8 protein-coding genes and 1 pseudogene are annotated in these 13028 nt (G+C 35.6%); 5 read left to right on the top strand and 4 right to left on the bottom strand.

The annotated features are described in order from the left end of the window. Nucleotides 1-1562: 1562 nt before the first annotated feature. The gene (ureA, locus tag F6K06_RS17540) at nt 1563-1865 is read left to right on the top strand and encodes an urease subunit gamma (protein WP_124142719.1); all 303 of its coding nucleotides are present in this window, start codon (nt 1563-1565) and stop codon (nt 1863-1865) included. Between the two features lie 48 nt (nt 1866-1913). After that, entirely contained in the window at nt 1914-2225 is a 312-nt protein-coding gene (locus F6K06_RS17535) for an urease subunit beta (RefSeq protein ID WP_124142718.1), read from the top strand. Between the two features lie 33 nt (nt 2226-2258). On the opposite strand, the gene F6K06_RS17530 is transcribed toward F6K06_RS17535, so the two are convergent. From F6K06_RS17530 to F6K06_RS17515, 4 genes and pseudogenes are all read right to left on the bottom strand, one after another. Further along, a complete protein-coding gene (locus F6K06_RS17530) occupies nt 2259-2849 on the bottom strand; it encodes a pseudouridine synthase (RefSeq protein WP_124142717.1) in 591 nt (196 codons plus the stop codon). Between the two features lie 172 nt (nt 2850-3021). Beyond that, nucleotides 3022-3675 (bottom strand): annotated as a pseudogene (locus tag F6K06_RS17525) (GAF domain-containing protein). A gap of 237 nt (nt 3676-3912) precedes the next feature. Then, nucleotides 3913-4158, bottom strand: a complete 246-nt coding sequence (locus F6K06_RS17520; protein ID WP_161564286.1) for a response regulator — start codon at nt 4156-4158, stop codon at nt 3913-3915. 168 nt (nt 4159-4326) lie between these two features. After that, a complete protein-coding gene (locus F6K06_RS17515) occupies nt 4327-7560 on the bottom strand; it encodes an ATP-binding protein (RefSeq protein WP_287239085.1) in 3234 nt (1077 codons plus the stop codon). A gap of 245 nt (nt 7561-7805) precedes the next feature. Here F6K06_RS17515 and wecB point away from each other — a divergent pair, with 245 nt between their 5' ends. From wecB to F6K06_RS17500, 3 genes are all read left to right on the top strand, one after another. Next, nucleotides 7806-8918: a non-hydrolyzing UDP-N-acetylglucosamine 2-epimerase gene (gene wecB / locus F6K06_RS17510; protein WP_124142713.1), complete on the top strand. Its 1113-nt coding sequence runs from the start codon at nt 7806-7808 to the stop codon at nt 8916-8918. Nucleotides 8919-9556: 638 nt separating this feature from the next. Further along, nucleotides 9557-10696, top strand: coding sequence for an RNA-guided endonuclease TnpB family protein (locus tag F6K06_RS17505; RefSeq protein WP_124142712.1), 1140 nt, complete (start codon nt 9557-9559; stop codon nt 10694-10696). 577 nt (nt 10697-11273) lie between these two features. Then, the gene (locus F6K06_RS17500; RefSeq protein WP_124142711.1) at nt 11274-12986 is read left to right on the top strand and encodes a peroxidase family protein; all 1713 of its coding nucleotides are present in this window, start codon (nt 11274-11276) and stop codon (nt 12984-12986) included. The last annotated feature ends 42 nt before the right edge of the window (nt 12987-13028 follow it).

Raw genomic sequence — 13028 nt, 5'->3', positions numbered from 1 at the left:
AAGACCCAGCTAAATGTCCTTTGAACTCTTATCCAATAATGGTTTTGAGCTGCTTGTAACCCTGTGAGGTCAAGGGCATTATTGGGTTTTTAGTCATTTGTCAAAAAAATTAGATGCGTTTTCCCTGGCAGACTAGCTGCAAATAGTTACATACTATCAAGATGATTTTCCATCTAGTTTGGATTTCCAACTCTACCTCATCATTACAGGATTGATTCAGGTCGTTAGTAGCAATATATTCTGTTCTTTTTGTGAAAATAGTAACCCAGAATAATTTGACTGTCTTGAGTGCGTATTACATTCTGAGCAGACCTCGCCAATTAGCAATCGCTTTTTTTTATCTCTAGGAAAACCTTTAATTTTAATGATTTTTCCTGATACTAATTCTCACTCATTCCATCCTAATTATTCCAGTTTTTGATATTTTTTTATACATCCGGTATCGTCTACCTGCGCGATTCCTTTTTAATCGTGGCTAACTTCTTCCAGATGGTCAGGAAGATTTGTCAGAGTATAATTTTTCTGGCTACTTAATTAAATACTGAAATTATTTTAAATAATTAAAATTCATCTTAAATATGTTGACAAACAATTGTTTTTATACTCAAAAAGTATACCAAATAATATCAAGTAACTTGAGTTAAGCTTTGAAATTTTTGATATAGCAATCCTAAATAGGTTGCGGGTAATCAAAAAGTAGATAAAAAAACCGAAACTCTTACCTGTTCCCTGTTCCCTGTTCCCTGTTCCCTGTTCCCTGTTCCCTGTTCCCTAAAAGCGGTAAGATTTTCATACACAAATAAAATAGGATTGCTATATTTTGTTTTTCAAGCGATCGCCAAATAGATAAACCTTTATGGGTCAACACTATATTATAGTGTCTTTGCGTAAGTCCTGAGTATGTTTACCAACTATCCCTGTGAGAATCAATCCACTTGAGAATGCTTGATTTATCCCAATCCCACAATCACCTGCCCTCAGTTCATTCGACTGGCAGTGATGCCTGTTTTTGTGGACATTCATACCAAAATTCATCTCCACTGATTTGTGAGGTTTCGATATGCGCGTACATGAGCATGATGAATCATTTGTCCTTGTCTTGAGTGCCTCTTACATTCTGGGGTCTCCCCAGAATTAGCCACTCGCTTTTTGAGAGGCAGTTCTCACCAAACTGACTACCGTATTATAGGACAGATTTACTGTACGGCTAATTCCTCTTAAACTACTACCCTCAATATGACCTTGCAGAACCATAGGTATTGTTTCTGGTTCAATTTGCCGACGATACTGTAGGGTATAGAAAGTAGAGCGTGTTTGTGCAGCATCCCATAGGAAAAGTTTGTAGACATTCGGGACAATAGTACCGTTGGCTTACTTTACTGGTTTTTTTCGTGCTTATGGACAATGCCCATGACCACACAGAGCACATTCCATAATGGTTTGAACTATTTAGGGACTATATTCATATTACCATTCCCACACTTTCTTGATGCACTACCAATTCAAGTATTAAATTGATAAACATGATAAAATTTTCCCTGAGATAACTATATAAAAATACTATGCAGTTAACACCCCAAGAAAAAGATAAACTGTTAATTTTTACTGCTGCTTTATTAGCAGAACGTCGTAAAGAAAAAGGCTTAAAATTGAATTATCCTGAAGCAGTTGCCTATATTTCCGCGGCAATTTTAGAAGGTGCTAGAGAAGGTCAAACGGTGTCTGAATTAATGAGTTTTGGTACAACTTTATTAACAAGAAATGATGTCATGGAAGGTATCCCAGAAATGGTACAAGAAGTTCAGGTAGAAGGGACTTTTCCTGATGGGACAAAATTGGTAACTGTGCATAATCCCATCCGTTAGAAATTAGAATTGTTGAAAGACAGAAGAAATAGGAAAAAGATAACTATTATGATTCCAGGTGAAATGATTATTCAAGAGGGAGAAATCGAATTAAACCCAGGTCGCCCGACAGTAAAATTATTAATAGCAAATACAGGCGATCGCCCAATTCAAGTTGGTTCTCATTTCCACTTTTATGAAGCAAATAATGCTTTGAGTTTTGACCGTGAACTCGCCAAAGGAATGCGTCTAGATATTCCGGCAGGTACTGCTATTAGATTTGAACCGGGAGATGAACGGGAAGTAATTTTAGTACCATTTGTTGGAAGACGAGAAGTTTATGGTTTTAATGGTATAATTAATGGTAAATTAGACAAATAGTAGGTTGATTTATCCTTCTAGCAACTTCCTCAATTAAAAAACCATCTGCTTGAGAGATTCAATTTCAGTTTGATTGAGGTCTCGCCACTCACCAGGTTGAAGTTCATTTATGTACAGGTCTGCGATCGCTACTCTAACTAACCGTAGTGTGGGAAAACCAACTGCTGCTGTCATTCTTCGCACTTGACGATTTCGGCCTTCTGTGAGAATGATTTCTAACCATGCGGTGGGTACAGTTTTACGAAATCGAATTGGTGGATTGCGGGGTGGAAAATTGGGATCTACAGATAACAATCTTACTTTTGCAGGTCGAGTCTGATAATTTTTGATCGTTACACCTTGTTTTAGTTGTCTTAATGCTGCCTCATCTGGTATTCGTTCTACTTGCACCCAATAAGTACGAGGATGAGCAAATTTAGGGTCAGTTAGTCGGTGTTGGAGTTGTCCATGATTTGTTAGTAGTAAAACTCCTTCACTATCTCGGTCTAATCTACCCACAGGATAAACTGAAGACACGGGAATGTAATCTTTAAGGTTTTGCCGTCTGTTAGACTCATCAGTATTGTCAGTGAATTGACTTAAAACATTGTAAGGTTTATTAAATAAAATGTACCTGTAACTCATGAGTAAAATTATATCAAGTTCGGTTAATTAATCTAAGTAAGGAAGAGGTAAGAAGGAAGAAAAAAAGTAATAATCATGAATAATTGACATATTTTTTCGTTCAATTAGATCGATAAGTTTTGACAAAAAGAGATAAATTGTATAGCAAGTTTTTCTATATGATCATTTCCGCTTAATTATTGAAGTAAGGTTTTTCAATTGCCATAAGTCGCCACTCCCTGTGGATATATTCGTCAAATAGACAATGGTTAGCAATCTTAGTTAAACCATCTAGAGTAGCAAATTGAAGTAACTTTTCATTTACAGTTTCTAATTGTTGATATAATTCTGACTGTTGTAAGGCAATCGCTAATTGTCTAGCTAAATGTTCAATAGATTCAATTTCTGAAGATTGCCATTTTCTTAGTTTTGAACAGTGGTGGGCAATTAATAATCCCCATAATTATTCTCTAGAATAGTCAAAATCTTGCTCAGAAAATTGTTCTTTATTTATCTTTGATATTGGTACTACTAAGTTAGATTTTACTTTAAACCGAGTCATAAATTCAATATGATATAGAATTAAATCAGCAATAGCTATATTTTTAGTAAGATTTGTTTGCTGTAGATTATCATTGTTATAATATGAATTTATACTCATATTTTCTATAACGGATTGTAGACCAGAAGCAATAGATTCCATCAAGACTTCACTAGTTCCATCTGGATTAAATTTATATATCAATACCCTGTCACTTTTAAGAAATTTTATGACTTCATCTACTGTATTTTTGAGAATATCATTAAGGTTTAGTGACTGACGTATTCGTTCTTGAATGAGGGTCATTAATCTCGATCTTTCTGTTTGCTTTCTTAACTCTTTAACAAGTTGATTAATTTGCAAAATTCGACGGACTCGCTGACGTAAAACTGCGAATTGAACAGGTTTAGTAATATAATCTAGGATACCAACAGCGAAGGCAAGATCGATAGATTCTTGATCTTCAAGAGTAGTAATCATTAACACTGAAGTCCCATAGAGTAAAGGGTTGCTATCTAGTTTTTGATCTAGAGACAAATTATTTTATAAATCCTTACTAAAAAGTTCTTGTAATTTGATATAGTAATTAAAGCCATTTATTTCTGGCATCATTGTATCTAGTAGAATTAGGTCTGGTATTTGAATACTAAACATTTCTAGGCATTGCTTACCATTTTTTGCTTCTATTATTTGATATCCTTCTTTTTGTAATACTTGATGAAGTAAATAACGGGTCGATTTTTCATCATCGACTATCATAATTACAGTAGCATTATTCTGTGACTGCATTGAATTCATACAAATCTTATTAAAAAATACTAAGAGCTGATTTGTAAACTTAGCTAAAACCCTGATTTAATCTAACTCTCAGGGATTTAGGCATTATTGAACTATAACTCCCAAAACCCTTGTATTGCCAGAAATTCAGCCTCTTAATATTTACTTTATAAATCAGTTCTAAGAGTTAATTGTAATTTGACTAAATATTTTCTGCAATATATTTTGCAGTTGTGATTGCTTAATGGGTTTATTTAATAAAGCTGCTAAATTTAGTTTTTGGAGCTGATTTTTTTCTGGAGATTTACCAATAGGAGTTAACATAACTAATGGTAAAGATTGATATTTAGGTAGCTCCCTAATAGCAGTAGCAGTTGCCACTCCATTCATTTCTGGCATTTGCATATCAATAATTATTAGGTCAAAAACTTGATTTTGGTTAACATTTTCATGTTGAAGGAGATCTATTGCTTCGACACCTGATGCGACACCATGAGCTAAAATCCCCCACTGACTTAACTGCTTAGTTAAAATTTGTAAGCAAGAAGGATTATCATCTACAATCAATAATCGTTTTTTACCTAATTTTGGTATAGAATTAAGTTGACTTTTCACATTCTCATCAACTTTTACAATTAGGGTAAAATAGAAGGTAGATCCTATTCCTTCTCGACTTTCAAACCACATTTTACCACCCATCATCTCGCAGAGACGTTTACTAATGACTAATCCTAATCCTGTTCCTCCATATTCCCTAGTTGTAGAACTATCTACTTGACTAAATGGTTGAAATAATTTGTGCATTTTGTCTCGGGGAACCCCAATTCCAGTATCTTTAACAAATATTTTTATTTGATACAAATCATTCTCTATATTTTGTTGATTATTGCTTTTTTTTGAATCTATTATTTTGTGAGCTGAAACATTAACTAAGACCTCTCCCTTTTGTGTAAATTTAATTGCATTAGAGATAAGATTAACTAATATTTGGCGTACTCTTATTTCATCTCCTGAAATTATACTTGGAGTATCATCTTCAACTAAATAAGCTAATTCAATATTTTTGTTAACTGCCTTAATAGCTAGTAAATCAATACACTTTTCCACACATAATCCTAAATTAAAAGGTCTTTGCTCCAAATCTATTTTATTAGACTCAATTTTGGAAAAGTCAAGAATATCATTAATAATTCCGAGTAAAGCTATACTACAGTCATGGACATCATTCAAATATTCTTGCTGTTCTAAATTTAAGTCACTATCAAATAACAAAGAAGTCATCCCAATTATTCCATTCATTGGAGTCCGAATTTCATGGCTGATAGTAGCCAAAAATTCACTTTTAGCTTTATTAGCCACTTCTGCTGCTTGTCTTGCTTGTTGAAGAGCAATATTTTGTTCAACAAGTTGTTGACTTTGGCTAGTTTCTTGCTCCAATAAATGAGCATGGGCCAGGGCAATTCCCACTTGTTGGGCAACATCTTCTAGTAGTTCAATTTCATCTTTTGTCCAAGTACGGTAACGATCGCATTGATGCAAGCAAATAATTCCATTGGGTTCACCCTGATAAGAGGTACGAACCATTAACATAGATTTTAATCCTATAGAAATACATATTGATACCGAAATATTTGTTTGTAACAGGGGTTCTGTATAAACATTATTCGAGGCGATCGCTCTATCTTGTTCTAAAAGCTTTCCTATATATGGATTATCTACTACCAGCATTTCTAAATCCATGATTGATTCATATCCTTCCTCTAAATACTCAGCTACAAATGGCACTTTTGGTACTGTCCCTGCTTGATAAGAATGAATAATGCAACGGTTGACGAGAAAAGCTTGACCTATTTGTTTTGCAGTAGTATCAAATATTCTCTGTGTATCTAAACTTTGGCGAATATCTTGAGTAATTTGTCTTAATAGAAGACTACGTTGTAATTGTTGTTGTAGCGCTAAGTGAGTTAAATTTTGTTCAATTGCACTAGCGAGAACATTTGTCACTGACTGTAAAAAGTGAATATCATCAAGAGTAAAAGTATATTTTTTAGTGGCATAAACTGCTAATATTCCTGCTGGTTGATAATTTCCCGGAATGATTAAACTGATACCACTGACAATACCTTGCTTTAACAAGTGTTTGAAGTCTGGATACTCTGAAATTTTAGTGTTGAGGTCTTCAATAATAACTGGTTTTTCCGCAGCTAAAGTGTGAGTAATAATAGAATCAAAAGCCTTAGTAACAACTGGTTGAGCGATTAAAGTTTTTGCTTTATTCATACTAGCTTTAATTTGCCAAGTTTGAGTATCTGATGAGTATTCCCAAATTTGACAATGGTCTAGTTTTAGAGTCTGACAAACTAGGGACACTGCTTCTGACATTAGCTCAAATAAAGAAATATTTTGTAAAGCACGTTGACCTAATTTTGCTAATGCTGCTGCTGCTGAAGCTTGAATAGCTAATTTTTGTTCTGCTTGTTTGCGTTCGTAAAGTGCAGCTTGCTGTTCGCTAATATCCCGCAAAATTATCGTAAATACAGTTTCATCTTTTAATTCTAATTGTGAAATTGATGCCTCTGCTGGAAATTCTGTACGATCTTTTCGCCTAGCAATAACTACAGCTAGTCTATGTTTTGTTTGATGATTTTTTACTTCTAGAGAGTTGTTGAATTTTGACTCTTGCCAAACAATTAATTTACCAAGTGATTGCCCCACAGCTTCCTGATTTGTATAACCAAATATTTTTTCTGCTCCTTGGTTAAACATTTGAATAATTCTATTTCTATCTACTGAAATAATTGCATCTTCCGCCATATCTAAAATACCTGCTAAACGAGCCTCAGATTTTTTTAAAGCTTCAGAAAATGCTATACGTTCATTGATTTCATTTTCTAGCTTTTGATTTAAAAGATTTAAATCTGCTGTTCGCTTGTGTACTCTAGCTTCCAAATTGGCATTCAGGAGGCATATTTTTTCTTCAGCTAAAATACGTTCTCTGATTTGTTTTTCTAGTTCCTCATTAGTTGCTTCTAGTTGTATTAAATCAGGTCTTTTTAAAAGTTTTCGAGCTAAACGAATTAAAAATATTATTGTGACAATAGCAACTATTACTGTAGTACCTTTAACTAACCCTAATAGACCATGATGAGGAGACTGTAGATTCCAAATTTTTTGACTGTAATAAATACCACTAAAAATCATCAAAATTGCCAACATCCAAAAAGTTAAATTGAATGGCATATTTGGTCGTTTAATCAAACAGTAGGTAAGTATTAGTGCGATCAAATAATAGGCCAGTGCCATCAATAAATCTGATGTTAAATTAAATAACATTAACCTTGGTTGTAGTAGGTAATAAATTACATTCATCAGCAAGATACTCGAACTAATAGTTGTTAGAAATAACCATGACATATAATACCCCTCCTGATATACTAGATATTATTATTTAATCAAATCCTAAGCTGTAGTTGCAATTATAACTTTCTAAGTCATGCTGCGTACGGCGACAGCCGAAACGCAAATAGCCATCAGCAAACAGCTTTTTTATCTCCCTGATTTAAGTCTTTCTTTTAAGGCTAATTACTGTACTTCAGTCAACCAAGAAACACTATATAATTTTGATGACTGTCTAGAAAAAAATCTAAAATTAAGCCAAAATGCTTAGTACTCCAATCCAAATAGCAATTACTTTAGGAACTCGCCCCGAAGCTATAAAATTAGCACCAGTTATCCAACTTTTTCAAAGTTCTCCAGATTTTAAAACCCAGGTAATTTTAACTGGACAACATCGAGAAATGGTAAAACAGGTAATGAAATTATTTGAAATTAGTCCAGATCGGGATTTAGCAATTATGCAAACTCGGCAAACATTGACAGATATTATGTGTCGAAGTTTGCAAGGATTAGAAGCGTTATTTCTGCAACTGCAGCCTCAATTAGTATTAGTCCAGGGAGATACTAGCACCGCTTTTGCGGCTACCCTAGCTGCATTTTATCAAAAAATTCCTGTTGGTCACATAGAAGCAGGTTTACGAACCAATGATTTATTGAATCCCTATCCTGAAGAAGCAAACCGCCGTTTAATTTCTCAGATAGCTCAATTACATTTTGCTCCTACCAATTTAGCTGTAGAAAACTTGCACAAATCTGGAGTAGTAGGGGAAATTCATCAAACAGGAAATACGGTCATTGATGCTTTGTTAAAAGTAGCGAAAACTCAGCCTCAATGTTATATTTATGGTTTAGATTGGCACAAATACCGAGTAATATTAGCAACTGTTCATCGACGCGAAAATTGGGGAGAACCTTTGACAGAAATTGCTCAAGGATTTATCAAAATTTTAGACAAGTTTCCTGATACAGCTTTAGTTTTACCTCTTCATAAAAACCCTACAGTTAGAGAACCTTTAAAAGCTATTTTAGAAAGTCATCCCAGAGTTTTTTTAGAAGAACCTTTTGATTATAATCAATTAGTAGGAGCAATTCATAACTGTTATTTAGTATTAACTGATTCTGGTGGTTTACAAGAAGAAGCTCCGAGCTTAGGAAAGCCTGTTTTAGTATTACGAGAAACTACAGAAAGGCCGGAAGCAATCATGGCAGGAACTGCTAAACTTGTAGGTACTGATTCAACTAATATTATGGCTGCTACTGCGGAATTATTGAGTGATGCTGCTAAGTATGAAAAAATGGCAATGGCAATTAATCCTTTCGGTGACGGTCATGCCTCAGAAAGAATTATGAAGATTGTGAAAAGTTATTTTGGTTAAGCTATTTTTGCTCGGTTATATGTCTCTATCGCATTCTTTATTTGGCGTTGCGGAATAAATTTATGAGTTCACAGGAGTTAGGAGTTAGTAAATAGAAAGGAGTTTTTCGGTAACTAAATAGGAAGAAATAGGTATGATATCATTCAGGATAAGAGGGCGAGCAAAAAACTTTCTCCTTCTACTCGGAGTTTCTTATTCTTTCTTCCCTCCTGACTCAGTCCTCCTGACTTCCCCTCCTAGAAGAGGCGCGCGGGTGGGTTGACTCCTAAGTAATTAGAATTAATATCATACACGCGCTTCAGCAACGCCTAATATTGTAATATTTTTCTTAATGATGCTTAACTATAACTCCATTCTCAGCAAAGCATTTGCATCCTTAGTTTTATTGTAGTTAGCGATCGCTTGTTGAAGTTCTCTTTAGTTATAACAGTAGTAAGTCTAACTTTCTCAGTGTGGATGAACTTTATATCTTTGCTTCGACTGCTATACAGACTTTTCCCCCTAGAAAGTTAGAAGGTTAGGTCTTTTTTACTAATCATTTTAGCTCAGAGACTCTAGTAGAGCATTGACTTAATCAACGAATAACGATATAATACGTATTTAAGCATACTATTTAGACTGGCTGCGCTCACGCATACATGAAATCCATTAGAACAAAGCTCAAACTTAATAATAAACAGAAAACTTTGATGGCTCAACACGCGGGCTACTCTAGATGGTGCTATAACTGGGGTTTAAGTCTGTGGAATGCTGCTTACAAAGATGGTGACAAACCAAATGTTTCCTTCGGAATGCTGCGCAAACGTAAGTTGAGAGAGGTTTTTACTAATCACACAAAACCTCTTTATCCCTGGATGAAAAGCTTGTCGTCTAGAGTTTATCAATATGCTTTCATCAACTTAGGTGAAGCATTTAAGAGGTTCTTTCAAGGGTTGGGTAAATATCCAAGATTTAAGAAGAAAGGTAGGTCTGATTCATTCACAATAGATAATTGTGGAAAACCAATAGAATTAAATGGTTGGTGTCATAAATTACCTTTTATTGGCTGGGTAAAAACTTATGAACCAATTGAAGCCACTACTCAAAAAATCACTATTAGCAGACAAGCTGGTGATTGGTACTTGAGTTTAGCTTTTGAATGTACTCCTACTTCCACACCCAAAACAACTAATGTCGTAGGTGTAGATTTAGGAGTAAAAACATTAGCAACTTTAAGTGATGGGAAAGTCTTTGAAAGTGTAAAGTCATACCGTAAATTTGAAGCGAAGCTTTCGAGACTACAATACCTTAACCGCAATAAAAATATTGGTTCAGCTAACTGGAGGGCAGCACAATTAAAGATAGCTAGGCTGCTTCGACGAGTAGCCAACATCCGCAAAGATGCACTTCATAAATTAACAACATACTTAGCCAAAAACCACGGCAGTGCAGTAATTGAAGATTTGAACGTCAGTGGAATGTTAGCTAACCACAAGCTAGCCAAGTCTATAGCAGACCAGGGCTTTTATGAGTTTAGACGACAGCTAGAGTATAAGTGTCAATGGTACGGCTGTGAATTAGTAGTAGTAGACAGATTTTTTCCATCGTCAAAGACTTGCTCTAGTTGTGGTCATGTACAAGATATGCCATTAAATCTAAGAACTTTTGATTGCCCTGATTGTGGCATATCTATAGACCGCGATTTGAACGCAAGTATTAATTTAAGAAATGCGGTCGGCTTGACCGTTGATGCCTGTGGACGGAGTGCTGCCGACAGTTCCGGTGGAAGCAGGAAGTAAACATTAAAATATCACACTATGTGAAGTTTTATGTCGGTTTTATGAAGCAGACTTTCTACATATTTACATTATTTTGCGGATATAATCCATTTGAGCCTATGTTAAAAATCAGATGGGGAGGTAAGGAGATAGGGAATATTTTTTAACCTTTTCCCTTATGCCTTCCGTCCATCTCTTGACTCCTGATTAAACCCTCCTGACTCCTAGCAAAAAAAATGCGGGTCGCTGACAAAGATACTAAATGGGTTCTATGTGATTGCCAGTGGAACCTTTGTGGAGAATTCCAAAAATTTCCTCATCTCTAGCAATAGTAACTTATGGACATGGCATTGCATATGACCTTATTACCTAAATATTGTCTATACAACCCAAATAAGAAGCCATATAACCAAAAGTTTAGGAAATAATCTATATAATTCTACAGATAAATTCATTATACAAAGCGATCAGTAAAACTTAATATAAGTAATTCAGCAGATCTTAATCAAAATACTGGGAAAAACTGCATAAGCTTGGGAAAAGTAGAAGTAGAAGTATAAGGATCAGGATGTAGTTGAGAAAAATACAGGTGGAAACTATGAATTTTCGTACATTTGACGGTAGTAACAATAACTTAGATCATCCTCAATATGGTGGAACTGGTGAAAATTTGCTTCGTTTAGCACCAGCAAATTATGAAGATGGCATCTCTGAATTAGTTGACGGTCCGAATGCTAGATTTATTAGTAACACTGTGTTTAACCAATCAGAATCTATTCTAAACCCCCGAAATTTAAGTGATTATACATGGTTATGGGGACAATTTCTTGACCATGATATCACTTTGAGTGAGTTACAGTCAGGACCAACAGCAGAAACTATTAGCATTCCCATTCCTAACGACGACCCTGTTTTTGTAAAAGGTTCATTGATTCCTGTTACTAGATCGCTCTTTGATGAAAATACTGGCACTGACCTCACTAACCCCCGCCACCAATTTAATGAAATTACAGCTTGGATAGATGGCAGCAATGTATATGGTAGCGACCAAGAACGTGCTGACTTCTTACGCAGCTTTGACGGTGGAAAATTGAAGGTGACTGCTCACTCCACAGGAGATTTACTGCTAACTAGAGGTGACGATGAAGATGCACCTCACATGGCAATGGAAGAAGCAATGGGTGCAAACACTTTTTTGGCAGGGGATGTACGAGCAAATGAAAACTCAGCTTTAACCTCAATACACACTCTTTTTGTACGAGAGCATAACCGTATCGCTGAAATTATTGAAGCTACTCATACAGACTTACCTTTAGACCCTATTGCTCGGGATGAAGAGATTTATCAACGGGCGCGTAAAATAGTGGGGGCTCAAATCCAGAAAATTACTTATGACGAATTCTTGCCTGCTTTGGGCGTGACTCTCGACCCTTATACTGGTTATGATTCAACTGTTAATCCTAATATCAGTACAGAATTTTCTACAGCAGGTTTTCGTTTGGGACATACTATGGTTAGTCCTACTCTACAACATTTGAATGAAGATGGTAGCTCTACAGAATTTGGCCCACTAAACTTATCTGAAGTTTTCTTCCGGCCAGATAGTATTACTGAAAAAGGAGGAATAGATCCGATATTGCGTGGTTTAGCTTCTCAGGTACAGCAGAAAACAGACGCGAAAGTAATTGATGATTTGCGGAATCAATTATTTGGTCCTCCTAGTGAAGGGCCAGTAGTAAATGGAACAGATTTGGCAGCTCTGAATATTCAGCGCGGGAGGGATCATGGTTTGGCCCGCTACAATGATGTTAGGGAAGCATTGGGTTTACCTAGGAAAGATAATTTTAGTGACATTTCATCTGACCCAGAATTGGTGGCATCACTAGAGGCGGTTTATAGCAATGTTGACGAAATTGACCTATGGGTGGGAATGTTGGCAGAAGATAATTTACAAAATTCTAGTATTGGGGAGTTGAATGAAGCGATTTTAGAAGACCAGTTTGAAAGATTGCGAGATGGCGATCGCTTCTGGTATGAAAATGATACTCACTTTGCTGAGTGGGAGTTAGGCGATGGTGTTTTGGTTTCAGATTGGTTAGGTGGTCTTCAGTTGTCGGATATTATCAAGTCGAACACTGGAATTGAAAATATTTCTGAAAATGTGTTCTTTGTGAGTACTTCTACTACTCCTGTGCCTAACATTAACGATGGCGGACCTACTTCTTTAATTATCCTGGCTAGTTTTTTGATGATTGGTCGTCTATGGAAGATGTTACCAACAATTAACAGACAGTCGAGCGATCGCAGTTAATTAATAAATAGGACTTACGCACCTGGAACGTATTTTCGTCCG

Source organism: Okeania sp. SIO1H4, assembly GCF_010672695.1.
GTDB lineage: Bacteria > Cyanobacteriota > Cyanobacteriia > Cyanobacteriales > Microcoleaceae > Okeania > Okeania hirsuta.
This window is presented reverse-complemented; position numbering and strand designations above follow the sequence as displayed.